The organism is Streptomyces sp. GbtcB6 (genome assembly GCF_019091475.1).
Taxonomy (GTDB): Bacteria; Actinomycetota; Actinomycetes; order Streptomycetales; family Streptomycetaceae; genus Streptomyces; species Streptomyces hyaluromycini.
Window position 1 is genome coordinate 141,542 of the sequence record NZ_JAGXJL010000009.1, and the last position, 25,575, is coordinate 167,116.

Here is a 25,575-nt window from a genome sequence, read left to right on the forward strand (position 1 = left end):
GGCGGAAGGCGGCTCAGAACAGCGCCTTGTAGCCGAAACCGCCGTCGTTGACCAGCACCCGGGCGCCGAACGTGCCCTTCCCGGTGCCGTTCTGCCGGTAGAGGCGGTACGCCGTGTCCCGGGCGACCAGGTCGGCCTTGCCGTCCCCGGTGACGTCGCCGACCCCGAGGACCACGTTGTACGAGGCGCCCCAGTTGGCGGCGATCTTCACGCGCGCGGAGAAGGTGCCGTTGCCCTTGCCGTAGTAGCGGTACAGGTTGTTCGACTTGTCCTGGGCCAGCAGGTCGCCGATGCCGTCGCCGTTGAGGTCCCCGGCGCCGACGATCTTCTTGTAGGTCTTCCAGTTGGCGAACAGCTTCACGCGCGCCGACAGTTTGCCTGCGCTGGTGCCCTTGTAGAGGTAGACGGCGCCGGTGGCCGCGTTGCGGGTGATCAGGTCCGGGCGGCCGTCCTTCGTGAGGTCGCCCGGGGAGGTGAGGACGTCGTACTGGTTCCAGCCGCCGGTGGCCAGGGTGGTGTACGACGTCGTCGGCTTCAGCGTGCCGCCGCAGGCCGGCTTGTAGAGGCGCGCCGCGCCGCTGCTCAGCCTGACGAGGACGTCGTTGCAGCCGTCGCCGCTCAGGTCGCCGAGGGCCACCGGCCTGGCGGTGGTGGGCCAGCCGCTGCCCATCTGCCACACGTTGTTCAACGTGCCGTAGTGGAGCCAGATCCGTCCGTTGCCGTCGAGGGTGAGCAGGTCGCCGGTGCCGTCGGGGAGGCCGCCGGATCCGTCGCCGTAGTCGTGGAAGGCGGGGACCGAGCCGGTCACCTTCAGGACGCCGCTCGCCACGGTGGTCGTGCCCGAGTAACCCGGCTGGGTGGCGGTGAGGGTCCAGGTCAGGTCGCCGTTGACGGCCCGGGCACCGGATGTGGTGCGGCCGTTCCAGGAGGCGGCGACCGTGCTGCTGCCGGGGGTGCCGGTGAGGGTGCGCACGGTGCGGCCGGCCGGGTCGGTGAGGGTGACCTGCCACGTGGTGACCGGGCCGTTGAGCTCCCACTTCGGTGCCCAGGACGAGGTGTTCCGGAAGTTCACCGTCGCGGGCACGGACGACGAGCCGACCGCGAGTCTCGGGAACGTGGTGCGGGATCCCGAGAGGCCGGCCGACCCGGTCCACACCGCGGTGGCGTCGGTGAGCGAACCGGCCGCGATGCGGGCGCGGTTGATGGCGGTGAGCGGGCCCTGGACCGTGCGGGCGGCCGTCCAGATGTCCCTCTCGCCGTCGAGTGTGGCCTCCATCAGCCGCTTGGCGGAAGCGCTCGCGCCGTTCTCGCGCCACAGTGCGTGGACCGACCCGTCCGCCGCCATGGCGGTCCGGACCTCGTAGGTGTCGGAGACGGGGCCGGTGGAGAGGGTGGAGGAGGCCGTCCACGTCGAGTCGGCGTAGCGGGTCACGGTGCGTACCGTGCCCGCCGCCGGGTCGGCCCAGACGACGGTCGCGTTTCCGTTCGGCGTGACCAGCGGCTCCGGATCCCCCTCGGCACCGACACCGCTCACGAGGGCGGTCGTGGCCCCCCACGCGGAGTTCGCGTCCTGGCGGCGGACCAGCTCGAAGGTCTGGGCCGTGGCCGTGCCGAACCGCCACAGCAGGTCGATCGAGCCGGACGCGTCGGTGGCCAGGGCCGGATGGGCGGAGGCGGCGAGCGGAGTGTTGCTCAGCTGGGCCGGGGTCTGCCAGGTGCCGCCGTACGGCCGGGCGGTGGTCATCACGTAGGCCGTCTTGTACGACTCGTCCTCCATCGCGTACGACACGACGAGTCCGCCGTGCGTGTCGACCGCGATCTGGGGGTTCGTGGCGTCGACGTCGCCGTAGGCACCGGCGTGCCTGGCCGCGTCGCTGACTTGATCCGCGGCGGCCCAGGTGCCGTCGGTGCCGAGGGTGGCGGCGTACACCTCGGAGGAGTCCGAGTAGGTGTACGGGGTGGCGGTCCAGACGGCGGCGACCTGGCCGTTCGGGCCCTGCGCGACATCGATCTGGGACAACGTCAGCTTGTTGTCGCCGTCGAACACTTCATGGGGCGACGACCAGATGCCGGCGGTCAGCACCGAGCCGAGCAGCCGGTAACCGTTGTCGACCCACAGCACGGCGACCGTTCCGTCGGTCCGCGTCACCAGCCGTGCCTCGGAGATGGCCGTGCCGCTGAACCGGACCGGCGCGCTCCAGGTGTCGGTGCCGGCGGCGCGCGTGGCGGCGTACAGCGTCTGGCTGCCGTCGGTCCAGGCGGCCACGGCGCCGCCGTCGGGACGGACGACGACGTCCTGCGGCACGCTGTAGGCGGCGGACAGCGGGACTGCGGTGTTCCACGGCGGCACCGTGCTCAGGTCCGTGGCGGCGGCCGGCAGCGCGGTGCCCCCGAGGGCGAGCGAGACAGTGACGAGTGCGGTGGCCGTGGCGCGCAGGCGGCCCGACGGCATGGCAGATCTGCCCATGTGTGTGTTCCCTCCCCGTGGGGGGCGCTTGCCCCCTGGTGCGCAGCTTAGGAGGCAAGTGAGGGAACAGTGAAGGCAGTTGATCAGATGGTGGACACGCGTGGGCGGCTGACGCACGGGGCACGGGAGCCGTCGGCGATTCACTGCCGGAATTACGGGACATAAGAGTAAATTCCTGACCGTTGCGTGGAAGAGGTGTCACCGGCAGACGGAGCAGGGAATGAGCACGGACGACCGCGTCACGGTGACGACCGGGATCGCACGACTGCACGCGGCACTCGGACTCGCCGGTCCCGGCCGCTTCGGGCTGGTGACCAACCACACCGGAGTCCTGCCCGACCTGCGTCCGGCCGCACCCGCGCTGCTCGCGGCCGGCGCGCCGCTGGTCGCCCTGTTCGGTCCCGAACACGGGCTGCACGGGACCGGCCAGGCCGGCGAGAGCGAGACCGCCCGGACGGACCCCGACACGGGCCTGCCGGTCCACGACACCTACCGCAGCGACGGCGAGCGGCTGGACAAGCTGCTGATCGACAGCGGCGTCGACGCCCTGGTCCACGACCTCCAGGACATCGGCGCCCGGTGCTACACCTACGTGTGGACCATGTTTGACCTGATGGTCTCGGCGGCCCGCACCGGAATCCGGTTCGTGGTCGCCGACCGGCCCAACCCGCTCGGCGGACTCGTCAGCGAGGGCCCGCTGCTCGACCCGGCGTGGGCCAGCTTCGTCGGGCGCGCCCCCACCCCCCTCCGGCACGGCCTGACCTGCGGCGAACTCGCTCGCCGGCTGAACGCCACGGCCGTGCCCCGGGCGGCAGGCCGCCCAGCCGACCTGACGGTGATCGAGGCCCTCGGCTGGCGGCGCGCCATGGACGCCCAAGCCACCGGGCTGCCCTGGATCGCACCCTCGCCGAACATCCCGACGCCCGCCACCGCCACCGTGTACCCCGGCACCTGCCTCTTCGAAGGCACGAACCTCTCGGAGGGCCGGGGCACCACCCAGCCCTTCGAGATCGTCGGAGCCCCCTACCTCGACGCCCGGTTCGTGCCCGCGCTCGCCGAACTGGCCCTGCCCGGGGTGCACTTCCGCGACCTGCGGTTCGTACCGGCCTTCCACAAACACGCCGGACGTCCCCTGCGCGGGGTCCAGCTCCACATCACCGACCGCACGGCGTTCGCGCCTGTGCGCACCGCCGTCGCGATGCTCGCCGTGCTGCGGCGGCTGTACCCGGACGACTTCGCCTGGCACACCACGGACGGCGGCGCCGAGGGGACCGGACACCGGCACTTCATCGACCTGCTGTGGGGGTCCGACCGGCTGCGGCGCGCCGTCGACGCGGGCGAGGACCCGCTGCCGCTGTGCGACCCGCCGTCCCCGCCCGCCCGATGGGCCGGCGACGACGCGCTGCTCTACCCCTGAGACCCACTGCTCCGCTCCCTGAGACCCGCCGCTCCGCTCGGAAGGACACCCCGTCGATGACCGATCTCACGACTCTCACGACGACGACCCGGGTCGGGATCCGCGGCTTCCGCGCGGGCGACGGGCCGCGGGTCGTGGCCGCATGGCGGCGGAGCGCGCCGGCCGACCCCATCACCCCGGACCGCTTCCGCTCCCTGGTCCTGCTCGACCCCAACTTCGACCCGGAGGGGCTGCGGATCGCCGTCGACGGCGAGCGGGTCGTCGGCGCCGCCTACGCGGTGCGCCGGCTGACCCCGATGGCCGGCACCGACCTGGAGCCGGAGCAGGGCTGGATCCCGTTCTTCTTCGTCGACCCGGACGCCCGCGGGCGCGGCCTCGGCCGCCGGCTGCTGACCGAGGCGCTCGACTGGCTGCACGGCCACGGCCGTACCCGGGTGGACTTCTCCTCGTACACCCCGAACTACGTCTTCCCCGGCCTGGACGCCGAGGCCTACCCGGAGGCGGCCGGGCTCCTCGACTCCCTCGGCTTTCGCACCCTGTACGAGGCGGCCGCGATGGACCGCAGCCTGGTCGGCTACCGCCTCCCGGACGACATCGCGCTCCGGGTGGCCGAACTGACCGCGCGGGGCTACCGGTTCGCCACCCCGGCCGACGACGACCTGGTGGACCTTCTCGCCCTCGCCGGGGGCCACTTCGGGCCGGACTGGGCCTGCACCATCCGGGCGTGCCTGACCGCGGGGACGCCGCTCGACCGGATCGTCGTGGTCCGCGATCCCGGGGGCCGCATGGCCGGCTGGGCGATGCACGGCGCGTTCGACTCGGTGGACGAGCGGTTCGGCCCGATCGGCGTGCTGGAGGAGATGCGCGGCACCGGGCTGGGCGAAGTCCTGCTCCACCTGGTCCTGGAGCGGATGCGGGCGCTCCGCGCGCACTCCGCGTGGTTCCTGTGGACCGGCGCGCAGTCCCCGGCGGGCCACCTGTACCGCAAGAGCGGCTTCACCACGACCCGGGTGTTCAAGGTGATGCGCAGGGAGGCCGCCCGGTGACACCGTCACTGAGCCGGCGTCACTTCGCGCTCGCGCTGCCCTCGGCGCTCCTCGCCTCCGGCTGCGCCGCACCGCACCAGGGCACCGGGCGGCCCGGCGATCCGGTCGTCCTCACCCTGCTCTCGCACTACGCGAGCGGGGAGTTGAAGAAGGCTCTGCAGGGTCCGGTGGACGAGTGGAACGCCCTGCACGACCGGGTCAAGGTGCGGACGAAAGCCGTCGAGTTCACCGACCTGCTCACCACCTTCATGGTCCGGCAGGCGGCGGGCCAGGGCACGGACATCCTGCACCCGTACTGCCTGTGGAACGGCCAGCTCGTCCGGGCCGGCGTGCTGCGGCCGGCGCCGCCCGAGCACGCCGAGGAGATCGGCCGCGCCTACGGCGCCGCCGCGGTCGGCTCCTCGTCGGCCGGGGGCAAGATCTACGGATACCCCACCGAGATGCAGACGTACGCCCTCTACTACAACAAGCGGCTGCTGCGCGCGGCCGGCCTCGACGGCCCGCCGCGCACCTGGCCGGAGCTGGAGGAGGCCGCGTACCGCACCGCCCGGCAGGACCGGTACGGCAACACCCTGGTCCAGGGGTTCGGCCTGTCGACCTTCGACGACTCCACTACCGTCGGCCAGACCCTCGCCCTGCTCAACGCCGCCGGCGGGCGGTTCGTCTCGGCGGACGGCAGGAGCACCGGCATCGACTCGCCGGCCGGCCGCGCCGTGTTCGACCTGGAGCGCCGCCTCGTCGACAGGGGCGCTAGCGCCCCCGGCGTCAACGTCTACCAGGCGTTCGCCTCCGGACAGGTCGCCATGGTGATCAGCGCCGGCTGGTGGACCACGAACCTGAAAGCGCTGATGGGCACCGCCTACCGGGAGGTCGGCGTCGCCCCCGTGCCGCTCCCCGAGGCGGACGGCAGACGCGCCACGCTCTCCACCGGCTTCATGCTCGGCGTCAACACCGCCAGCGAACACCCTCGCGAGGCCTGGGAGTTCCTGCGCTGGCTCAACGCGGAGAAGGTGCGCGGCGCGACCCGGATGAGCGCCCTGCAGGCGTCGGTCGGCTCCCTGACCGGCCGCGCCGACGACATGCGCAAGCTCCTCGGCGCGGGCGGCGACCCGAACCTGCACCCGTTCCTGGACGCGCTGGCGTACGCCGTACCCGAACCGAACGTGCCCGGCGCGCAGCAGGCCAAGTCGCTGCTGCGCAAGAACATCGAGGCCCTGTGGACCGGTCAGCAGACGGTCGACGAGGCCCTGCGCTCCACCCGCCGCCAGGTCGACCAGGAGGTGTCGCGGTCATGGTGAACGCCACCCTGGCACCGGAGTCGACCGAACGGGCGGCGCGCGACAGGTCCGCCGGCCTCGGAGTCCGTGTCCGCGCCCGGCGCCGTCGCCGCCAGGCCGTCGTCGCCTACCTCTTCCTGGCGCCGACGCTGCTGTTCTACGCCGTCTTCCTCGCCCTGCCGCTCGGCTTCGCGGTGCTGCTGTCGACGTCCCGCTGGGCCGGGTTCGACCTCGGCGACATCGACCCGGTCGGCCTGGACAACTTCGCCGGCCTGTTCGCCGACGGCTCGACGTTCCTGGCCCCGATCCTCACCAACACGCTGCTCTTCGCCCTGGGCACGGTGGCCCTCGCCCTCGCCGGCTCCGTGCTCGTCGCCACCTGCATCGACCGGCTGCGGTTCCAGGGCCTGTGGCGCACCCTGTACTTCCTGCCGATCGTCACGACCGTCGTCGCCGTCGGCAACGTGTGGAAGTACATGTACCAGCCGGGCGGCCTCGTCAACGGCGTCCTCAACGCCGTCGGGCTCGGCTCGGTGGCGTTCCTCCAGGACCCGGACACCGCGCTGCCCTCGGTCGTGGTCGTCCAGGCCTGGGCCTCCGTCGGCTCGGCGATCCTCGTCCTGACCGCCGGGCTGAAGGCCGTCCCCGAGTCGTACTACGAGGCCGCCGCGCTCGACGGCGCCGGTCCCGTGACCGTCTTCTGGCGGATCACGCTGCCGCTGCTGCGGCCGTCCCTGCTCTTCGTGTGCGTCACCCAGTTCCTCACCGGCCTCCAGTCCTTCGCGCTGATCATCGTGATGACCAAGGGCGGACCGGGCGACGCGACGAACGTGGCCGCGCTCGAGATGTACCGGCAGGCCTTCTCCTACGGCGACTGGGGCACCGCGAGCGCCGCCGCCTTCGTGCTGTTCGCGGTGGTCCTCGCGGTCACGCTGGTGCAGTTGTGGCTCTTCCGGCGCAAAGGGGAGGACGCGTGATCCGCCGCCGGTTCCCGTGGCTGTCGTATCTGCTGGTGGTCACCGGTGCGGTGCTCACGGTGGTGCCGTTCGCCGACATGCTGATGACGTCCTTCAAGGGACCGGACGAGGCCGGCACGCTGCCGTACCGGTTCCTGCCCAGGGCGTTCGACCTGTCCAACTACCGGGCGGCGATCCACCAGCTCGATCTGCCGGTGCTCTTCCGCAACAGCGTCGTCGCGACGGCCATGATCACCGGGTCGGTGCTGCTCACGTCGTCGCTCGCCGGCTACGCGCTCGCCAAACTCCGCTTCCCCGGCCGGGACTTCGTCTTCCGCCTCGTGCTGTCGACGATGATGTTCCCGCCGTTCCTCTTCTTCATCCCGCACTTCCTGATCCTGGTGCACTGGCCGCTGGCGGGCGGCAACGACCTGCTCGGGCGCGGCGGCGCGGGACTGACCGTCAGCATCGTGGCGCTCGCCATGCCGTTCCTCGTCAGCAGCTTCGGGATCTTCCTCACGCGCCAGTTCATGGTGTCGATCCCGGACGAGGTCCTGGAGGCCGCGCGCATCGACGGCGCCGGCGAGTTCACCGTGTGGTGGCGGATCGTCGTCCCGCAGACCAAGCCGGTCCTGGTCACCCTCGGCCTGCTGACCTTCGTCGACGCCTGGAACGAGTACATCTGGGCCCTGCTCGTCTCGACCGCCAACCCGGACGTGATGACGCTGCCCGTCGGCATCCAGTTCCTCCAGGACTACGTCGACCCGACCCGCACGCTGCCCATCGTGATGGCCGGCCTGGTCCTGAGCGTCCTGCCGGTCCTGGTCCTCTTCCTGCTGCTCCAGAAGTACTACATCAGGGGCGTCATGCTCAGCGGCCTCAAGTGAGGGCCGGCGACGGAGCGGGCGAACGGTCACCCGGTGGTGCCGTTCGCCCGGACGGCGGGATGGACAGTCGCGAACGGCGACCGTCACAGGCCGCGCCAGACGTTGTCGAAGGCCGCGTCCTCGATCTCCCGGCGCTGCCGTACCGCGGCGAGCTCCGTCACGGCGTCGTTGACCGCGGCCACCACCGTCACGGTCGCCTCGGGGGCCGCCCCCGTCAGGTCCTTGGCCGCCTCGTTCTGGATCCCCACGGCGGCCGCGAGGGCGGCGAGCACGGGCTCGCCCGACGCCCAGCGCTCGTGCGCCCGGACCCGCTCGGGCGAGTCGGCCGGCTCCGTCCGGCCGGTCGGCAGCGGCAGCCAGCGCCGCCGCTGCCGGGCGACCGTGCCGTCCGCCTCCAGAGCGTCGAGATAGACAGCCCCCAGGCCGCGCCCCCGCCGCCACAGCCAGTCCTCGACCGACTCGTACGGCGTCTCCCGCCGCAGCGCCGCCACCGCGTCGTCGAGCAGCCGGTCACCCGTCCCGCCCGCCGTCGCGGGCACGATGAGTTCGCCGTCGAGCGCGGCCGCCCCGGCGTCGACGAGATCGACCAGCTCGGCTCCCGCGAGCGCCAGTGAGAGGTCGCCCTGTTCGACGGGCCGGGCGGCGGCGTCGTACACGGTGACGAGGAACAGGTCCCGGGGTGTGGTCATGTCGGACTCCCCAACAGAGACGACGGAGGCACCAGAGATATCTGGGGCCACAGGGCTATCAGACGTATCAGACGTACCAGAGACAACGGTGGCGCCGATGAATACGATGCCCGGGCCGGGCGCCTCGCAGTCTCCCGCCCTTCGGCCGGACCGGTCATCCCAGCTCATCTCTGCCGCCCGGCCGGTCGTGCGGGACATCGCCGCCCGTGCCGTACCACCACCATCTGCCGTCCGGGGGCGACCCGCAGCACGACGTGGGCGGGCCGGGCCCCGCAGCGGCGATCCGCACCGCCGGTGCGGCACCCGCACGCGCGATAGGCTGCTGCGCGATCAGAAGGGTGACATCGGCCGGAGGTGGGTGGGCATGACAGCGCACGTCGAGCCGTCGACCGCCGTCGGCGCGGGCGGCCGGGACAGCCGGCTGGGCCCGCTGATCATCACCCTCTTCGCGTTGTACGCGCGCCGTGAGCACAACTGGCTCTCCGTCGCCTCCGTGATACGCCTCATGGCCGACCTCGGTGTGGAGGGGCAGGCCGTGCGCTCGGCGGTCTCCCGGCTGAAGCGGCGCGGCGTGCTGCACGGTGAACGCCACGAGGGCGCCGCCGGGTACGCCGTCTCCGAGGGCACCCTGGAGGTGCTCGAGGACGGCGACGTGCGCATCTTCGAGCGGAACCGGGCCGCGGCCGGCGACGGCTGGCTCGTCGTCGTGTTCTCCGTGCCCGAGTCCGAACGCGACAAACGCCACGCCCTGCGCACCGCCCTGACCCGCCTGGGCTTCGGCACCGCGGCCCCCGGCGTGTGGGTGGCGCCCGGCATCCTGGCCGACGAGACCCGCCGCACCCTGCAGCGCCTCGGGCTGACGCCGTACGTGGACATCTTCACCGGCGACCACTTCGCCTTCGGCGACCTGTCGGCGAAGGTCCGCGAGTGGTGGGACCTCGACGAGCTCAGCGCGCTCTACGCGGACTTCCTGGAGCGGTACCGGCCGGTGAGCGTGCGCGCGGCCGCGGGCGCGATCCCGGCCCGGGAGGCGTTCGGGATCTATGTGCCGATGCTCACCGAGTGGCGCCGGCTGCCCTACCGCGACCCCGGGCTGCCGCTGTCCCTGCTGCCGCCGGGCTGGATGGGTGAAACCGCCGGCGCGCTCTTCGAGGAACTCGACAAGACGCTCCGGGAGCCCGCCCGCGCACACGCCCTGGCGGTCATACACAGCTGTTAGGGCTCCCGGCAGGGGCAGGGGCAGGGGCAGGGGCAGGGGCAGCGGCTCGGCACCAGCACCGGCCCGGCACCCAGCGGCCGGCGCCTACGGCCTGATCAGCCGCTCCTCCGGGATCACGGCCACGCCGAGGATCTCGATCATCGCCTCCGGCTGCCAGAGCGCGGTGCAGCCGATGCCCGCCATCGCCGGGTACACCGGCCCCGCCAGCTCCCGCCACACCCTGCCGATCTCCTTGCCGTGGGCCTGGTAGTCCGGGATGTCGGTGAGGTAGATCGTCACACTCACCAGGTCCTCCGGCTCGCCTCCGGCCGCCCGCAGCGTGGTCAGCACATTGCCGAACGCCTGGCGGAACTGCTCGACGATGCCACCCGGAACGATCTTCATATCGGCGTCGAGTGCGGTCTGGCCGCCCAGGTGGAGCGTGTTCCCCGCAAGGGTTCCGTGCGAGTAGCCGCTCGGGGCGGGCAGGGCGGGCGGGTTCACGGCGACGGGAGTCATCAGGCCTCCGGTTCGGATGTGTCCGGCTCCGGCCGCACGGCCGGGCGTGTTGACAATAAATGACGACCGTGAAAAATACGAGATAGAGCGCGCGGTCCGGTTCCGGACCCCGGCGAGCCCACGGAAACGGAGTCGATTCCATGGAGCCTGACCTCGGCAAGTACCGGCTTGAGGGGGACAACGCGATGTACCGGCTGCCCAGCGGCCTCGTCGCCCCGGTCGTGACCCGGGCCGGCCAGGAGGATGTCAACACCGCCGACTCGGGCGGCGCCGTCCGCGTGTCGGGCGTCAGCGCCCGGCACACCCCGGCGCGCCGCCTGTGGTACGGCAAAGTCAGCAACGAGCCCGGCTACCGCTCGGTCTCCCACCACCACGGCGAGGCCGAGACCGGCGGCTACGTCCTGTCCGGCCGGGCCCGGATCTACTTCGGCGAGAAGTTCGAGGACTACCTCGACATGGAGGAGGGCGACTGGGTCTTCGTCCCGCCGTTCATGCCGCACGTCGAGTGCAACCTCTCGCGGACCAAACCGCTGGTGTGGATGACCACCCGGACCCCGGAGAACATCGTGGTGAACCTGCCCGACGTGGCCGACACCGACCTGCGTGACTGGCTGAACCGATGAGCGGCGCCCAGGCCGCCCCGGCCGCTTTGACCTCCGCGATCGTCACGGCGGCCCTCACCCTGAAGCCCGCCCCGCCCGAGCACTTCGCCCTCGCCTTCACCGCCACCACCCAGCCCTGCCCCTGGCCCAAGGCCTACGGCGGCGACCTCGTCGCCCAGGCCGCCGCCGCGGCGATGCGCTCGGTGACCGACGGCAAGACGCTGCACTCCATGCACAGCTACTTCCTGCGCCCGGCCGACATCGGCGCCGAGGTCCGCTACGAAGTGGAGGTACTGCGCGACGGCCGCGGCTACAGCACCCGCCAGGTGCGCGGCTACCAGAACGGCAAGGCGTTGTACGTCTGCCTCGCCAACTTCGCGGCGGGGGAGCCGGGTTCGTCCTTCCACGCCGAGTTCCCCGCGGACGTACCCGGCCCCGAGACCCTGCCCGGCTCGGCCGAGTACCTCGCCGAGCGCACCGGCGGCACCATGACCGACGGGTCCAAGGCCTACTGGAGCGGCGGCCGCGGCTTCGACATGCGCCACGTACCCGGACCCGTCTACCTCACCGTCGACGGCGAACGGCTGCCCCACCAGGCCGTCTGGGTACGGCCGTTCGACGCGCTCCGCCCCGTCGAGGGACTCACCGACGCCCAGCGCGACCTCGCCGCCCTCGCCTACGTCTGCGACTACACCATTCTCGAACCCGTGCTGCGCGTCCTCGGCCTGGCCTGGGCGGACCCCGGCCTGGTCACCGCCAGCCTCGACCACGCCATGTGGTTCCACCGCCCCGCACCGGTCGGCGACTGGCTGCTCTACGCCCAGGAAGCGGTGGCCGCCGACGCGGGCCGCGGACTGGGCAGCGGCCGCTTCTTCACCCGCGACCACCGCCACCTGGCCACCGTGGTCCAGGAAGGCATGATCCGTCCCGCCTGAGCCGCCCGCCGTACACCACCGGCGGGCTTCCGGAAGGAACCCCGCGTTGGCTCTTCCGCTCTCACCCACCTCGCACCTGGACACCTTCGCCCGGGACCACCTCCCGCCCGCCGGACTGTGGCCCACCATCGAGTTCACCACACCCGAACTGGCCTACCCGGACCGGCTCAACGCGGCCGGCGAACTCATCGACGCGGCCGTCGAACGCCATGGCCCCGACCGCCCCGCCCTGCGCACCCCGGCCGGGGAAGTGTGGACGTACGGCGAACTGCGCACCCGCGCCAACCAGGTCGCCCAGGTGCTCACCGCGGACCTGGACCTGGTGCCGGGGCAGCGTGTGCTGCTGCGTGCGCCCAACACCCCCTGGACGGTGGCCTGCTGGCTCGGTGTCCTGAAGGCCGGCGGGGTGGTGGTCACCACGATGGCCGCGCTGCGCGCCCGGGAGATCGTCCCGATCGCCGAACGCACCCGGCCCGCGCTCGCCCTCGTGGACCACCGCTTCACCGACGAGCTCCGCACCGCGCTGCCCGGCCTGCGGGTGGTCGAGTACGGCGGGACCGGCGACGGCGACCTGGTGGCCCGATGCGCCGCGAAGTCCGGCGAGTTCACGAACGTCGACACCGCCGCCGACGACGTGGCGCTCCTCGGCCCGACCTCGGGCAGCACCGGCGTCCCGAAGATCACCATGCACTTCCACCGGGACATCCTGTCCATCGACAACACCTTCGGACGGCACGTCCTGCGGCTGCGCCCGGACGACCTGGTCGCCTGCACCGCGCCGTTCGCCTTCACCTTCGGCCTCGGCATGCTCGTCGTCTTCCCGCTGCGGGCCGGCGCCTGCGCCCTGCTCACGGAGACGGCGACACCGCCCCAGCTCGCCGACCTCGTGGAGAAACACGGCGTCACCGTCCTCGCCACCGCACCCACCGCCTACAAGGCGATCGTGCGTGACGGCAGGGAACGCCAACTGGCCGGCCTGCGGACCGGGGTGTCGGCCGGCGAACACATACCGCTCAGCACCTGGGAGGAGCTGCGCGACCGCATCGGGCTGAAGGTGATCGACGGCATCGGCGCGACCGAGCTGCTGCACATCTTCATCTCGGCTGCCGGCGACGACATCAGGCCCGGCGCCACGGGCCGGCCGGTGCCCGGCTACCGGGCCACGATCCTCGGCCTCGACGGCGAGGAACTCGGTCCGGGAGAGCCGGGTCGGCTCGGCGTCATCGGTCCGGTCGGCTGCCGCTATCTCGACGACAAGCGGCAGCAGGACTACGTCGTCAACGGCTGGAACGTCACCGGAGACATCTTCCACCGCGACGAGGACGGCTACTTCCACTACCACGCGCGCAGCGACAACATGATCGTCTCGTCCGGGTACAACATCGGCGGTCCCGAAGTGGAAGCCGCCGTCGACACCCACCCGGACGTCGTCGAATCGGCGGTCGTGGCGCGGCCCGACCCGGAGCGCGGCTCGGTCGTGTGCGCCTTCGTCGTGCTGCGCGAGGGCGTCACCGGGGACGCGGCGAAGGCCAAGGAGATCCAGGACCACGTCAAGCAGGTCCTGGCGCCCTACAAGTACCCACGGGACGTGCGTTTCCGCGACACCCTGCCGCGCAACACGAGCGGCAAGCTCCAGCGGTTCGCCCTCCGCAGGATCATCGAACAAGAGCAGGCCGCCGAGCCGGTCGCCGAGCAGTGAGAGGAACTCCGGTGAAAATCGCGATCATCGGCGGTGGCCCTGGCGGGCTCTACCTCGCGGCATTGATGAAGCAGCTGGACCCCGCCCACGAGATCACCGTGTGGGAACGCAACGCCCCCGACGACACGTTCGGCTTCGGCGTGGTCTTCTCTGACGAGACGCTCGGCGGCATCGAGAACGCCGACACCGTCTTCGCGGAGGCCATGGCCCGCCGCTTCGCCCGCTGGACGGACATCGACATCCACTACCGGGGCGAGAGCCACACCGTCGGCGGCCAGGGCTTCGCCGCGATGAGCCGCAAGGAACTCCTGCGCCTCCTCCAGGAGCGCTGCCGCGAACTCGGCGTCACCCTGCGCTTCGGCACCCTCGCACCCGAGGTGGCCGAGCTGCGCGCCGCGTACGACCTCGTCGTCGGTGCGGACGGCGTCAACTCCGGTGTCCGCACCGGCTGTTCAGACGTCTTCGGTCCCTCGCTGGACCGGCGGCACAGCAAGTACATGTGGCTGGGCACGGACCGGGTCTTCGAGGCCTTCCAGTTCTTCGTCAAGGAGACGGAGTGGGGGGTCGTGCAGGTCCACGGCTACCCCTACTCCGACGCCGGCTCGACGTTCATCGTGGAGATGCACGAGGACGTCTGGCGCCGGGCGGGCTTCGACGCCACCGAGGACGCCGTGTTCGCGCCGGGCGTCTCCGACGAGCAGGCCGTGTCCCGGATCCGTGAGCTGTTCGCCGCGGAACTCGACGGGCACCAGGTGTTCGCGAACAACTCCAAGTGGCTGAACTTCACCACCGTGCGCAACCGGCGGTGGCACCACGAGAACCTGGTCCTGATCGGCGACGCCGCCCACACCGCCCACTTCTCCATCGGCTCCGGCACCAAACTGGCCATGGAGGACGCCCTCGCCCTCGCCGCCTGTCTGCACGAACACCCGGACACGGAGAGCGCGTTGAGCGCATACGAGAGCGAGCGGCGGCCGGTGGTGGAGTCCACGCAGCGGGCCGCGCAGGCCTCGCTGGAGTGGTTCGAGAACATCGGCATGTACGCCCGCCAGGAACCCACCCAGTTCTGCTTCAACCTCCTCACCCGCTCCCGCCGCATCACCTACGACAACCTGCGCACCCGCGACGCCGAGTTCGCCGACCGCGTCGACACCGCCTTCGCCGCGGCACAGGGCCTGAGCGCCCGGGCCCCCGCGATGTTCCAGCCGTTCCGCATCGGCGAACTGGAGCTGAAGAACCGGGTGATCGTCTCCCCGATGGACATGTACTCCGCCGTCGACGGGGTCCCCGGGGACTTCCACCTCGTCCACCTCGGCTCCCGGGCCATGGGCGGGGCGGGCCTGGTGATGACGGAGATGGTCTGCGTCTCGCCCGAGGGCAGGATCACCCCCGGCTGCACCGGCCTGTGGAACGACGCCCAACGCGACTCCTGGACCCGTGTCGTGGACTTCGTGCACGCCAACAGCACCGCCCGCATCGGCTTCCAGCTCGGCCACTCCGGCCGCAAGGGCTCGACCCGCCTGATGTGGGAGGGCATGGACGAACCGCTGCCGGACGGCAACTGGGAGACCGTCGGCCCCTCCCCACTGCCGTACGGCCCCGGCCAACCCGTACCCCGCGAGCTCACCCGGGCCGACCTGGACCGGATCAGGGACGAGTTCACGGCGGCGGCCCGGCGCGGCGCGGACGCCGGCTTCGACCTCCTCGAACTCCACTGCGCCCACGGCTACCTGCTCTCCTCGTTCCTGTCGCCGATCGCCAACCACCGCACCGACGCGTACGGCGGGTCGCTGGAGAACCGGCTGCGCTACCCCCTGGAGGTCTTCGACGCGGTCCGCGAGGTCTGGCCCGCCGGGCGCCCCGTGATCGTGCGGATCTCCGCCACCGACTGGCTGCCGGACGGCAACACCGAGCACGACGCGGTCGAGATCGCCCGCGCCTTCGTCGCCCACGGCGCGGCCGGCGTCGACGTCTCCACCGGCCAGGTCGCCAAGGACGAGCGGCCCGCCTACGGCCGCTCCTACCAGACCCCGTTCGCCGACCGCATCCGGCACGAGGTCGCCGCCACCACCGGGGCGGCCGTCATCGCCGTCGGTGCCATCGCCTCCTACGACGACGTCAACTCCATCCTCCTCGCCGGCCGCGCCGACCTCTGCGCCCTGGGCCGTACCCACCTGTACGACCCGCACTGGACCCTGCACGCGGCCGCCGAGCAGGAGTACGAGGGAACGGCCGCCGAGTGGCCCGCCCAGTTCCGGGCCGGCCGCCGCAAACCCCCCACCGCACGCACCGACGCCGTCCGCCCCCGCCTGTCGCTGCTGCGGGCCGGACAGCCGGGGGAGAGCGTCCATCTGCGGTGGAAGCCCGCGGGGGAGGGGCTGCCGGCGGTGCGGTGACATCGGGCGGCGCCGGCGGATCAGTTCCTTGCCGTGGTGGTCGCCGGCATCGGGGCGGCGGTGCCGGCGAGCGGCAGCGTGACGGTGAACCGGGTGTCGCCGGGCGCGCTCTCCACCTCGACCCGGCCGCCGTGCGCCTGGGTGATCGCGGCCGTGATGGCCAGCCCGAGACCCGCCCCGCCCGCGGTCCCGGGGGCGCGGGAGCGGGAGGCGTCACCCCGGGTGAAGCGGTCGAAGACCGTCGGCAGGAGATCGCCGGGGATGCCCGGACCGTCGTCGTGCACGCGGATCACGCAGTGCCCGTCGACGGCCTCCACCGTGACGGTGATCCGCGTCCCGGCGGGGGTGTGCACCCGCGCGTTGGCCAGCAGGTTGGCCACCACCTGGTGCAGCCGGGACGGGTCGCCGGTCACCGTGGCGGGCGCGTCCAGGCGCAGCACCAGCTGCCAGTGGTGGTCCGACCCCGCCGCCCGGGCGTCCCACACCGCGTCCCCGACCAGGGTCGCCAGGTTCACCTCGGCGGCCTCCAGCGGTCTGCCCTCCTCCAGCCGGGCGAGCAGCAGCAGGTCCTCCACCAGGCCCGTCATCCGCGCCGACTGGTCGGAGACCCGGCGCCAGGCCAGCTCCGGCTCGATCTTCCGGGTGTCCACGTCCATCAGCATCAGCTCGGCGTACCCGGCGATCGAGGCGAGCGGGGTGCGCAGCTCGTGGCTGGCGTCGGCGAGGAAGCGCCGCATGTGTTCCTCGGCACGCTGGCGTTCGGACAGGGACCACTCCACGTGGTCGATCAGCCGGTTCAGCGCTGCCCCCACCTGGCCCACCTCGGTGCCCGGATCGGTGTCCGGCGCCGGCACCCGGGTGAGCCCGCTGACCTCGCCACGGTCCAGAGGTGCGTGCGAGACCTCGACGGCGGTGGCGGCGACCCGCTGCAGCGGCCGCAGCTGACGCCGGACCGCCACCGCCGACACCGAACCCGCCAGCACCAGCCCGACCCCGGCGATGCAGGCCTCGATCACGACCAGGGAATCGATCATCTGACGCACGCCACCCACGGGCAGCCCGGCCAGCATGGCGGTGCCCCCTTCGCTGACGGCCGTCAGCCGGTAGGCACCCAGGCCCGGGATCGTCCGGGTGCGCAGGCTCCCGTCGGCCGGGATGCCGTCGAGGGCGGCGCACTGGGCCGCGGTCAGGGAACGCGGGCCGCCGTCCGTCACCACCTCGGCCATGGTGATCTCGGCGCCGTCCATGAGGGCGGCGAGGGTGCCGGTGTGCTGGCCGCGCTCCTTGAGGAAGCCGAGGCTCGCCCCGGGCGGCCCGTGCTCCCGGCCGCCCTGGCTGTGCTCGGCGGCGTCGGTGACCCGCTGGTCCAGGTCCCGGATCAGGTAGTAGCGCTGGACGAGCACGGTGGCCAGGGCCATCGCCGTGCAGACGGCGGCCAGGGTGAGGGAGTGGACGAGGACCATCCGGACCCGCAGCGAGCGCCCGCGGAGCCGGGTGAGGGCCCGCCCGACGACCGTCATGCCTCGTCGTCCGCCGGTCTGATGACGTACCCGGCGCCGCGCACGGTGTGGATCATCGGCCGGCGGTCCTTGTCGATCTTCGCGCGCAGACCGTAGACGTACACCTCCACCAGGTTTCCGCCACCGTCGAACGAGCTGTTCCACACGTGGTCGAGGATCTGCGTCTTGCTGAGCACCTGGCGGGGGTGGTCCATCAGGAACCGAAGCAGGTCGAACTCCTTCGCGGTGAGCGAGACCGGTGTGCCGCCCCGGCGCACCTCCCGGGTCTGCTCGCCCAGCACCAGGTCGCCGAGCACCCGCACCCCCTCCTCCGCGGCACCCTCGCCGGCTCCGGCGCGGCGCAGCAGCCCGCGCAGCCGGAGCATCACCTCCTCCAGGGAGAAGGGCTTGGTCACATAGTCGTCGGCGCCGGTGGAGAGCCCGTCGAGCCGGTGCTCCACCGCGTCCCGGGCGGTCAGCATCAGCACCGGCACCCTGGCGTTCTCGTGGCGCAGCCGGCGCAGCACCTGGATCCCGTCCAGGTCGGGCAGCATGCCGTCCAGCACGACGGCGTGCGGTCCGCAGGTGCGGGCGGTGCGCAGCGCGCCGTACCCGTTCCGCGCCACGAACGGCTGCCAGCCCGCCGCGCTGACGGCGGCCGAGAGCAGTTCGGTCAGCTCGGGCTCGTCGTCGACGATCAGCACCCGGATCGCGCCCGGCGCCGGTGTGGGGGTGTCAGACATGGGCGGATGCTCTCGCGGCGGCCTGTACGAGAGCTGTGGAGCGAGCCCACCCCGTCCCGCGGGCCCCGCGAAGGGCCCTGAACGCGTGACACCCCCCATAGGAGCCACATCACATCCTATCCGGCATCGTAGTAACGGAACGCCCTGAACTGGATGCAAGGCATCCATTGGTGTCATTTCGGGCATTCAATCCGAAGTCGGGTAGTACGTCACATCATTGCGGCGCGCTCCGGCTGCCGCTAACCATTGCTCTCGTCGCCGGGAGACGGGCGACGGGCCGAGCGGATCCCCGCCGGGCCCGCCCACTCCCGCCGGTAGTACGGGCTCCGCCCAACGCCGCCGCCCACCGCGGCCGGCGCCGACGCCGTCCCAGACCGGAGAGTTGCATTCGCATGACCATGACCACTCGCACCCGCATTGCCCGCCTGCGCACCCTCGGCCTCACCGGCCTCGCCACCACCGGTGCCGCGGCCGCCGCCCTCACCCTGATGCCGGCGAACGCACAGGCCGCCGAACTGACGCAGGTGCACACCTCCACCGCGGTCACGGCCTCCTCCGGCGGTACCGGCTCCGCCAACAACCTCGACGGCTGGATCAAGCAGTCCCTGCAGATCATGAAGGCCAAGGGCATCCCCGGCAGCTACGAGGGCCTCAAGCGCAACATCATGCGCGAGTCCGGCGGCAACCCGAGCGCCCAGAACAACTGGGACGTCAACGCGCAGAAGGGCACCCCCTCCAAGGGTCTGCTCCAGGTCATCGACCCCACCTTCAACGCGTACCACGTGGCCGGCACCGCCCGCAGCGTCACCGACCCGGTGGCCAACATCACCGCGGCCGCCAACTACGCCGCCCACCGCTACGGCTCCATCGACAACGTCAACTCCGCCTACTGACGTCGACGGCGACTCCTCGGACCGCAGTCAGGTCCTACGGCTCGCGGTGTTCGTGCGCGGCCTGCTCCAGGGCCGCGGCCTCCGCCTCGGCGACGCGGGTCTCCGCCTCGACGTCGACCGAGCGGGTCAGCAGCCAGTACAGCAGCGCCGACACCGGCAGCCCGATGAACAGGGAGATGTCCGCCCCGTCCAGAGCCTTGGCGGCGGGGCCGACGAAGAGCGTGCCGACCGAGAAGAACGGGATCATGACCGCGAACCCGACCAGGTACGAGATGATCCCCTGCCAGCCCCAGCGGCCGTAGATGCCGTTCGGCTTGAAGATCTCGGCGATCGCGTAGTGCCCTCGGCGCACCACGTAGTAGTCCATCAGGTTCACGGACGTCCACGGGATGAACAGATACAGCACCAACAGCAGGAAGTTGTTGAAGTTCGTCAGGAAGTTCGTCGTCGCCGCCAGTGCGCCGATCAGCGAGAGCGCCGCGGTCACCCCGAGGGTGACCAGGCGCACGCCCAGGGTCGGCCGCACCCGTTTGAACGAGTCGATGGCACTGATCAGGGTCAGTGAACCGCCGTACATGTTCAGCGCGGTGACGGAGATCAGGCCCAGTGCGGAGAACAGCAGGACGATCGCGCCGAAGCCGTCGAAGACCTTGTCGCCGGCGGCGTTGATCGACGGGATCGTGTCGAAGCTGTCGCCCGCCCAGGCGGCCAGCAGCGTCCCGAGCACCATCAGCCAGATACCGCCGAGCGCCGAGCCGAAGTAGGTCCAGTAGAACGTCTTGCGCACGGTGACGTCCGGCGGCAGGTAGCGCGAGTAGTCCGAGACGTAGATGGCCCAGCTGATCTGGTAGCCGGCGACCACGCCGAACTGCGCCAGGAACGGGGTGACCTTGAACGCGCCGAGGTCGAAGGAGCCCGCCGGGTAGTGCAGGGTGACCAGCACGCCGACGGTGAAGATCCCGAAGATGACCAGGAACGTGTAGGTCAGGAACCGCTCGGCCTTGTGGATGATGTCGTACCCCACCAGCGCCACGACCAGCGCGACGATGGTGACCACGACCACCCAGAGCTTCACACCGCCGTGGATCGTGGTGTCCAGGGCCTCACCGGCCAGCACGGTGTTGAACACGTTGAAGCCCGCGTACTGCACATACGCGAAGAGCCACACCAGCAGCGCCCCGACATAGCCGAACTGCGGGCGGGACTGGATCATCTGCGGCAGTCCCAGCTGCGGCCCCTGCGCCGAGTGGAACGCCATGAAGAACGTGCCGATCAGGGTGCCCGCGACGATCGCCAGCAGCGACCAGATCAGATTGCCGCCCTCCGTGATGCTGATCAGCCCCACGGCCAGGGTGGCGATCTGCGCGTTGGACATGAACCACAGCGGGCCCAGATGCCACAGCTTGCCGTGCCGCTCGTCCAGCGGCACGTAGTCGATGGACCGGACTTCCAGACCGCTCACCCGCGGTTCCGCCGATGTGCTCATGGCACCTCCCAGGGGCCAGTCCGTCACTCTGACCACATTCTTCCCCCGGACCGATGCGGATGAGGCATGCGGAATTCGTGTTCCGTACACCGGAAGGGTCACCTCGCGTTCGGCCCCGTCGCGCCGCTCGCAGGCGGTCCTGTTGCCCTGCTCACAAACGGCTCTGTTGGACTGCTCACAAACGGCCCCGAACCGGTCGCGACGTGGCGGCGGTCATGTCGCGGGCCGGGCATTTTGTCTACGTTCGCAGTTCTGTCTCCCTCCGATCCGAACTGCGAAGGCTCCCGCCATGCACAAGCGAACCCTGTCCCTCGTGGCCGCGGCGGTGGCCCTGCTCGTCGGAGCCGCTCCGGCGGCCATGGCCGCCGGCACCGGTTCCGGCCCCGTCGACTTCCGCACCGCCGTGGCGGCCCAGGGCGAGGCGCGGGTGACCGCCGCCGTCCTCGACCTGGACGGCACGGGCCGGGAACCCGCCGTCTACGGCGACGACACGCCGTACGACACGGCGAGCATCGTCAAGGTCGACATCCTCGCCGCCATGCTGCTCCACGCGCGGGACCACCGGCGTGCCCTCACCGCACGGGAGAGTGCCGAGGCGGAGGTGATGATCCGCGACAGCGACAACACCGCGGCCAGCGCCCTGTGGCGGGCCATCGGCGAGGCCCCCGGCCTGGAGTCGGCCAACAGGCGGCTCGGACTGACCTCGACCCAGGGCGGTCCCGGCGGCCGCTGGGGGCTCACCCGGACCACCGCGGCCGATCAGATACGACTGCTGCGCGCGATCTTCGGCACCGGCCCCACGCCCCTCGACGCGGCGTCCCGAAGCCGTATCGGCACCCTGATGACCGAGATCGCCGCCGACCAGTCCTGGGGCGTCTCGGCCGCCGCCGACTCCGGATGGGCGCTGAAGAACGGCTGGCTCATGCGCACCACCACCGGCCTGTGGGACATCAACAGCATCGGACGCATCACGACCGGCGGACACCACTACCTCGTCGCGGTCCTCTCCAACGGCAGCACGTCCATGGCCGACGGCGTGAACCTGGTGGAACGGGCCGTCCGCACCGCCGTCTCCGACACGACGGCCCACTGACCCCCTTGGCCCACTGCACCCCACCCGGCGCCCGGAATGCCCCTAACGTGCATTGAAGGCGACGGACGCCGGCGACGGGAGGCACGGTGGCGGGTGCGGGCGGGCCGGCGGCCGGGCGGGGCCGGGCGCGCCGGGCACGGGGCGCGGCACCGGACAGCCGGACCGCACGCGCGATCCGGATCCCGGAACGCGCCCGCGACCCGCGCGCCGCCGCCTCCGTCAGCGCGATCGTCGTCCCCGCCCTCCGGGTCGCCGCCGCCTACGCCTGGCGGCTCATCGTGGTCGGCATCGTCGTCTACGGCGTCTTCGTCGTCCTCGGCCGCTTCCAGCTGATCGCCGTCGCCGTGTTCCTGGCCCTGGTCATCACCTCGGTGCTGCGTCCGCTCGCCGACCTGCTGGCCCGGTGGCTCCCCAGGCCGCTCTCCGTGGCGGTCAGCCTGGTCGGCAGCATCTGCCTCTTCTTCGGGCTGCTGGCCCTGGTGGGCAACGCGGTCGCGCAGGAGTCGGCGACGCTGGCCGAGGAGTTCCGCGGTGGCATCCACCGCATCGAGGTCTGGCTGCAGCGCCCGCCCTTCCGGCTCGGGCCGGGCGCCCTGTCGCGTCTCCAGCAGCAGATCGTGAACTACATCCAGTCCCACCGCTCCAACCTGGCGAGCAGGGCGCTGAGCGGCTTCGGGACACTCGTCGAACTGATCACCGGCGGCGCGCTCGCACTCTTCACCTCGGTGTTCTTCATCCACTCCGGCGAGCGGCTGTGGGCCTGGACCAGCCGCGAACTGCTGCCCGCGGGCGCCCGGAGCGCCTGGGACCGGGCGGGGCGCGCGGCCTGGCGGACCTTCGCCGGTTACACCCGCGGCATCATCATCGTGGCCGCCGCCAACGCCGTCCTCGTCGGCATCGCCCTGCTCGTGCTGCGGGTGCCGCTCGCGCTGCCGCTCACCCTGCTGGAGTTCTTCGCGGCGTTCGTCCCGCTGGTGGGTTCACCGGTCGCGCTCAGCGTGGCCACGGTGGTGGCGCTGGCCGGGCGCGGTCCGCTCACGGCCGCCGCCGTCCTCGTGCTCATCGTCGTCATCGGCCAGCTGGAGGGGCATGTGCTGCACCCGCTGGTGATGAGCTGGGCGGTGCGGCTGCACCCCCTCGTCGTCGCCGTGTCGGTCATCGCCGGCAGCATCGTCGCGGGGGTGATCGGCGCCGTCGTGGCCGTGCCGTTCATCTCGGTCCTCTGGGCGGTGGTGCGGGCCCTGCGCCCGGTGCCGCCGCCCTGACCCGCCGGTGCCGGCGGGTCAGCGGTCCTTGGCGGGGCGCCGGCCGCGCTTCGACGCGCGCCGGGGACGCCCGGACGGCGCGGCCGAAGCGGGTGGTCCGGCCTGCGCCGGAACGTCCGGTGCGGCGGGACCACTGAAGACGGCGGGCCCACCGGCGGCCGGAGCACCGGCAGGGGCGGGACCACCGGCCGCGGCGGGCACACCGGACGGCGCGGCGAAGCCGGACGGCGTGGCAGGGCCGGGTGCAGGTGGGACGTCTTCCCACGCCTCGTGCCCGCCGAACGGGTCGGCGGGCCCGTCCGCGAGCAGGGCAGCCAGCCCGGGCGTGGGGCGTGCCTTGAAGGCCGCCAGGGCCAGCGTGTCGGCGTCGGACTCGGTGCCGCTGCGCCAGGTGATGGTGCCGGGGAGCATGACGAGGGAGGTCGTGCCGGACTCCCCGGCGGCCGGCCGCAGCTGGACCCGGATGCCGTGCCGGTCGGCGAGCCTGCCCACCACGAACAGCCCCATGTACTGGTAGACGTCGGCGTCGGCGGTCGGCGGATTGGCCAGCTTGTGGTTGATCAGCGCGAAGTCCTCGGGCACCAGACCGATGCCCTTGTCATGGATCTCGACCATGATCCGGGTGTCAGGCAGCCGGGTCGCCGTGACCCGGACCGCCGAGCGCGGCGAGGAGAACGAGGTGGCGTTCTCCAGGAGCTCGGCGAGCAGATGCACCAGGTCGGTGACGGCGCGGCCGTGGATCTCGGCCTCCGGGATGCCCTCCAGCTCGATCCGCTCGTACTGCTCCACCTCGGAGGCCGCCGCCCGGATGACATCGACCAGGGGGAGCGGATGGTCCCACTGCTGGGTGGGGCGCTCGCCGCCGAGCACCAGCAGGTTCTCGCCGTTGCGGCGCACCCGCGTGGCCAGGTGGTCCAGCCTGAACAGGTTCGACAACTGCTCGGGGTCGGCCTCGCGCTCCTCCAGGTCGGTGATCAGGGCGAGCTGGCGCTCGATCAGCGACTGGTTGCGGCGGGACAGGTTGGTGAAGATCGTGTTGACGTTGCCGCGCAGCACGGCCTGTTCGGCGGCCAGCCGGACCGCCTCCCGGTGCACGTGGTCGAAGGCGCGGGCGACCTCGCCGATCTCGTCGGTGGTGGTGATCGGGATCGGCGTGACCCTGGTGTCCACCTGGCCGGGCACGGCCTGCGACAACTGGGTGATCACCGCCGGCAGCCGCTGCTCGGCGATCTCGATCGCCGAGGCGCTGAGCCTGCGCATGCCCCGGCTCATCGAGCGGGCCACCCACGCCGCGAGCAGGACGGCCACGAGTACGGAGCCGAGCGCGACGGAGCCGTTGGTGATCGCGGCCCGTCTGGCGTCGGCGGCGATGCTCCGGGCACTGGCCAGGGCCGTGTCGGTCAGATGGACCTCGATACTGCGGTAGGCGTCGAAGGAGAGCGCGGACGCCGCGAAGAAGGACTCGGGCGTGATGCCCTGGGCGGCCAGCTGGTCGGTCGGCGTCCCGGCGGCGATCGCCTTGAGCATCTCCGTCAGGGCCGGCGGTGTCACGAAGGCCTGCCCGGCCGCCTTGGCCTCCTCGGCGGCCTTGGCCGTCTGCTGCGTCCCCTTCTTCTGCGCGTCCGCCAGCGCCGCCCGCAGCCGCGTCATGTCCCCGGCGGTGCCGGCGCCCGCGTACTCCTGGAGGCCGACCTGCTCCAGGTACACGTAGGAGCTGAACGAGCCGAGCTGGGTCTGGAGTTCGCCCTCGGCGAGCGCGTCGCGGTCCTCGACCAGCAGGTGCGTGCCGATGGAGCGCACCAGGGACTCGGCCGCCTGGGTCAGGGAGATGGCGTAGAGGGTGCGCCCGAAGCTCGCCTGGTTGTTGCTGCCGAAGCCCAGTTCGTTCGAGATCTCCATGAGCGGGTGCTGGACGGCGTGGTAGCTCTCCTCCGTCTGCACCCCGGACACCTTGGTCGTGAACGCGTCGGCCCGCACCGCGGGCAGTAGCTTCTCGCCCGCCCGCACCAGCTCGATCCGCCGGGTGAGGCCCGCGGTCTTCGGCACCCGGGCCACCGCCGTGTCGAACGCCTTCGCGTCGGCGTCGGTGACCTTGCGGGCCGCCACCACGGCGGGCGCGTCCCGCTTGCCCTGCAGGAGCGGGATGACCGACACGTCGCGCTCGTTGATGGCGTCACTGGCGTAGGCGTTCGCCGCCTGCACCAACTCCGCCACGCGCACCGCGTCGTTGGCGTCCTGCAGGGTGCCGATCGAGTTCTTCACCCGGACGCCGCCAAGGGCGAGGGCGACGAGCACGGGGATGAGCAGAATGGCCTGGAGGCGTCTTGCGACGCGCCAGTTGCCGGTCAGAGGTCTGGACTTGGACAAGATCGTCCCTTTTCACAACAGGGATGGTGCGCAGGACTGTGCGCAGCCTGACGTTCAGTTGCCAAGTTCTAACACCCGGAGATCGGGATCGACCGGCGTTTGGGTGAAGCGGTTTCTCCGAAATGGTACAAAGCTCAATCA

20 protein-coding genes are annotated in these 25,575 nt (G+C 71.8%); 13 read left to right on the forward strand and 7 right to left on the reverse strand.

All coding sequences use genetic code 11. The features are described 5' to 3' along the window. Nucleotides 1-13: 13 nt before the first annotated feature. Nucleotides 14-2,467, reverse strand: a complete 2,454-nt coding sequence (locus KVT45_RS56355) for an FG-GAP-like repeat-containing protein (RefSeq protein ID WP_254646928.1) — start codon at nucleotides 2,465-2,467, stop codon at nucleotides 14-16. Between the two features lie 220 nt (nucleotides 2,468-2,687). Here KVT45_RS56355 and KVT45_RS17565 point away from each other — a divergent pair, with 220 nt between their 5' ends. Genes KVT45_RS17565 through KVT45_RS17585 form a run of 5 tightly spaced genes read left to right on the forward strand, consistent with a single transcriptional unit; the run spans nucleotide 2,688 to nucleotide 8,050 of the window. Then, on the forward strand, nucleotides 2,688-3,884 hold the full coding sequence (locus KVT45_RS17565) for an exo-beta-N-acetylmuramidase NamZ domain-containing protein (protein ID WP_217548480.1): 1,197 nt from the start codon (nucleotides 2,688-2,690) through the stop codon (nucleotides 3,882-3,884). Between the two features lie 56 nt (nucleotides 3,885-3,940). Continuing rightward, complete coding sequence (locus KVT45_RS17570) at nucleotides 3,941-4,930, forward strand: GNAT family N-acetyltransferase (RefSeq protein ID WP_217548482.1); 990 nt, start codon at nucleotides 3,941-3,943, stop codon at nucleotides 4,928-4,930. Continuing rightward, nucleotides 4,927-6,228 carry an ABC transporter substrate-binding protein gene (locus tag KVT45_RS17575; protein WP_308310756.1) on the forward strand — a complete coding sequence of 434 codons (1,302 nt, stop codon included), beginning with the start codon at nucleotides 4,927-4,929 and terminating at the stop codon, nucleotides 6,226-6,228. Before KVT45_RS17570 ends, KVT45_RS17575 begins: the two co-directional genes overlap by 4 nt. Then, complete coding sequence (locus tag KVT45_RS17580; protein WP_217548484.1) at nucleotides 6,222-7,184, forward strand: carbohydrate ABC transporter permease; 963 nt, start codon at nucleotides 6,222-6,224, stop codon at nucleotides 7,182-7,184. Before KVT45_RS17575 ends, KVT45_RS17580 begins: the two co-directional genes overlap by 7 nt. Continuing rightward, the gene (locus KVT45_RS17585; protein WP_217548485.1) at nucleotides 7,181-8,050 is read left to right on the forward strand and encodes a carbohydrate ABC transporter permease; all 870 of its coding nucleotides are present in this window, start codon (nucleotides 7,181-7,183) and stop codon (nucleotides 8,048-8,050) included. Before KVT45_RS17580 ends, KVT45_RS17585 begins: the two co-directional genes overlap by 4 nt. A gap of 83 nt (nucleotides 8,051-8,133) precedes the next feature. Here KVT45_RS17585 and KVT45_RS17590 read toward each other — a convergent pair whose 3' ends face one another. Continuing rightward, nucleotides 8,134-8,739, reverse strand: coding sequence for a GPP34 family phosphoprotein (locus KVT45_RS17590; protein WP_217548487.1), 606 nt, complete (start codon nucleotides 8,737-8,739; stop codon nucleotides 8,134-8,136). Nucleotides 8,740-9,103: 364 nt separating this feature from the next. Between KVT45_RS17590 and KVT45_RS17595 the strand changes: the two genes are divergently transcribed. Next, entirely contained in the window at nucleotides 9,104-9,958 is an 855-nt protein-coding gene (locus tag KVT45_RS17595) for a PaaX family transcriptional regulator C-terminal domain-containing protein (RefSeq protein WP_217548489.1), read from the forward strand. Between the two features lie 84 nt (nucleotides 9,959-10,042). Here KVT45_RS17595 and KVT45_RS17600 read toward each other — a convergent pair whose 3' ends face one another. Continuing rightward, nucleotides 10,043-10,456, reverse strand: a complete 414-nt coding sequence (locus KVT45_RS17600) for a RidA family protein (RefSeq protein WP_217548491.1) — start codon at nucleotides 10,454-10,456, stop codon at nucleotides 10,043-10,045. A gap of 140 nt (nucleotides 10,457-10,596) precedes the next feature. On the opposite strand from KVT45_RS17600, the gene KVT45_RS17605 reads away from it, so the two are divergent. The 4 genes from KVT45_RS17605 to KVT45_RS17620 are packed head-to-tail and all read left to right on the forward strand — an operon-like array spanning nucleotide 10,597 to nucleotide 16,088. After that, nucleotides 10,597-11,079: a cupin domain-containing protein gene (locus KVT45_RS17605; RefSeq protein ID WP_089102543.1), complete on the forward strand. Its 483-nt coding sequence runs from the start codon at nucleotides 10,597-10,599 to the stop codon at nucleotides 11,077-11,079. Beyond that, a complete protein-coding gene (locus tag KVT45_RS17610; protein WP_217548492.1) occupies nucleotides 11,076-11,993 on the forward strand; it encodes an acyl-CoA thioesterase II in 918 nt (305 codons plus the stop codon). The genes KVT45_RS17605 and KVT45_RS17610 overlap by 4 nt, the downstream gene beginning before the upstream one ends. 46 nt (nucleotides 11,994-12,039) lie before the next feature. Next, complete coding sequence (locus tag KVT45_RS17615; RefSeq protein WP_217548494.1) at nucleotides 12,040-13,692, forward strand: AMP-binding protein; 1,653 nt, start codon at nucleotides 12,040-12,042, stop codon at nucleotides 13,690-13,692. Between the two features lie 11 nt (nucleotides 13,693-13,703). Further along, nucleotides 13,704-16,088 (forward strand): bifunctional salicylyl-CoA 5-hydroxylase/oxidoreductase, encoded by a 2,385-nt coding sequence (locus KVT45_RS17620; RefSeq protein WP_217548496.1) that lies wholly within the window; start codon nucleotides 13,704-13,706, stop codon nucleotides 16,086-16,088. A 20-nt stretch (nucleotides 16,089-16,108) separates the two neighbouring features. Here KVT45_RS17620 and KVT45_RS17625 read toward each other — a convergent pair whose 3' ends face one another. After that, a complete protein-coding gene (locus tag KVT45_RS17625) occupies nucleotides 16,109-17,608 on the reverse strand; it encodes an ATP-binding protein (RefSeq protein ID WP_217548497.1) in 1,500 nt (499 codons plus the stop codon). Beyond that, nucleotides 17,605-18,330: a response regulator transcription factor gene (locus KVT45_RS17630; RefSeq protein WP_217548499.1), complete on the reverse strand. Its 726-nt coding sequence runs from the start codon at nucleotides 18,328-18,330 to the stop codon at nucleotides 17,605-17,607. Before KVT45_RS17630 ends, KVT45_RS17625 begins: the two co-directional genes overlap by 4 nt. 398 nt (nucleotides 18,331-18,728) lie before the next feature. Here KVT45_RS17630 and KVT45_RS17635 point away from each other — a divergent pair, with 398 nt between their 5' ends. Beyond that, nucleotides 18,729-19,223 carry a transglycosylase SLT domain-containing protein gene (locus KVT45_RS17635; protein WP_217548696.1) on the forward strand — a complete coding sequence of 165 codons (495 nt, stop codon included), beginning with the start codon at nucleotides 18,729-18,731 and terminating at the stop codon, nucleotides 19,221-19,223. 34 nt (nucleotides 19,224-19,257) lie between these two features. Here the strand turns inward: KVT45_RS17635 and KVT45_RS17640 are convergent, their stop codons facing one another. Beyond that, the gene (locus KVT45_RS17640) at nucleotides 19,258-20,709 is read right to left on the reverse strand and encodes a cytosine permease (RefSeq protein WP_217548501.1); all 1,452 of its coding nucleotides are present in this window, start codon (nucleotides 20,707-20,709) and stop codon (nucleotides 19,258-19,260) included. A gap of 358 nt (nucleotides 20,710-21,067) precedes the next feature. On the opposite strand from KVT45_RS17640, the gene KVT45_RS17645 reads away from it, so the two are divergent. Both KVT45_RS17645 and KVT45_RS17650 read left to right on the forward strand, forming a co-directional pair. After that, nucleotides 21,068-21,802 (forward strand): serine hydrolase, encoded by a 735-nt coding sequence (locus tag KVT45_RS17645; protein ID WP_254646967.1) that lies wholly within the window; start codon nucleotides 21,068-21,070, stop codon nucleotides 21,800-21,802. Between the two features lie 86 nt (nucleotides 21,803-21,888). Next, entirely contained in the window at nucleotides 21,889-23,067 is a 1,179-nt protein-coding gene (locus KVT45_RS17650) for an AI-2E family transporter (protein ID WP_308310760.1), read from the forward strand. A gap of 18 nt (nucleotides 23,068-23,085) precedes the next feature. Here KVT45_RS17650 and KVT45_RS17655 read toward each other — a convergent pair whose 3' ends face one another. After that, entirely contained in the window at nucleotides 23,086-25,434 is a 2,349-nt protein-coding gene (locus KVT45_RS17655) for a nitrate- and nitrite sensing domain-containing protein (protein ID WP_254646929.1), read from the reverse strand. Nucleotides 25,435-25,575: the final 141 nt, after the last annotated feature.

Excerpts from the sequence above, each read along its gene's own strand:
- KVT45_RS17570 (WP_217548482.1), top strand. The coding sequence starts at position 3,941 with ATGACCGATCTCACGACTCTCACGACGACGACCCGGGTCGGGATCCGC.
- KVT45_RS17640 (WP_217548501.1), bottom strand. The coding sequence starts at position 20,709 with ATGAGCACATCGGCGGAACCGCGGGTGAGCGGTCTGGAAGTCCGGTCC.
- KVT45_RS17565 (WP_217548480.1), top strand. The coding sequence starts at position 2,688 with ATGAGCACGGACGACCGCGTCACGGTGACGACCGGGATCGCACGACTG.
- KVT45_RS17645 (WP_254646967.1), top strand. The coding sequence starts at position 21,068 with ATGGCCGCCGGCACCGGTTCCGGCCCCGTCGACTTCCGCACCGCCGTG.
- KVT45_RS17625 (WP_217548497.1), bottom strand. The coding sequence starts at position 17,608 with ATGACGGTCGTCGGGCGGGCCCTCACCCGGCTCCGCGGGCGCTCGCTG.
- KVT45_RS17605 (WP_089102543.1), top strand. The coding sequence starts at position 10,597 with ATGGAGCCTGACCTCGGCAAGTACCGGCTTGAGGGGGACAACGCGATG.
- KVT45_RS17635 (WP_217548696.1), top strand. The coding sequence starts at position 18,729 with ATGACCACTCGCACCCGCATTGCCCGCCTGCGCACCCTCGGCCTCACC.
- KVT45_RS17595 (WP_217548489.1), top strand. The coding sequence starts at position 9,104 with ATGACAGCGCACGTCGAGCCGTCGACCGCCGTCGGCGCGGGCGGCCGG.
- KVT45_RS17590 (WP_217548487.1), bottom strand. The coding sequence starts at position 8,739 with ATGACCACACCCCGGGACCTGTTCCTCGTCACCGTGTACGACGCCGCC.
- KVT45_RS56355 (WP_254646928.1), bottom strand. The coding sequence starts at position 2,467 with ATGGGCAGATCTGCCATGCCGTCGGGCCGCCTGCGCGCCACGGCCACC.
- KVT45_RS17600 (WP_217548491.1), bottom strand. The coding sequence starts at position 10,456 with ATGACTCCCGTCGCCGTGAACCCGCCCGCCCTGCCCGCCCCGAGCGGC.
- KVT45_RS17610 (WP_217548492.1), top strand. The coding sequence starts at position 11,076 with ATGAGCGGCGCCCAGGCCGCCCCGGCCGCTTTGACCTCCGCGATCGTC.
- KVT45_RS17580 (WP_217548484.1), top strand. The coding sequence starts at position 6,222 with ATGGTGAACGCCACCCTGGCACCGGAGTCGACCGAACGGGCGGCGCGC.
- KVT45_RS17630 (WP_217548499.1), bottom strand. The coding sequence starts at position 18,330 with ATGTCTGACACCCCCACACCGGCGCCGGGCGCGATCCGGGTGCTGATC.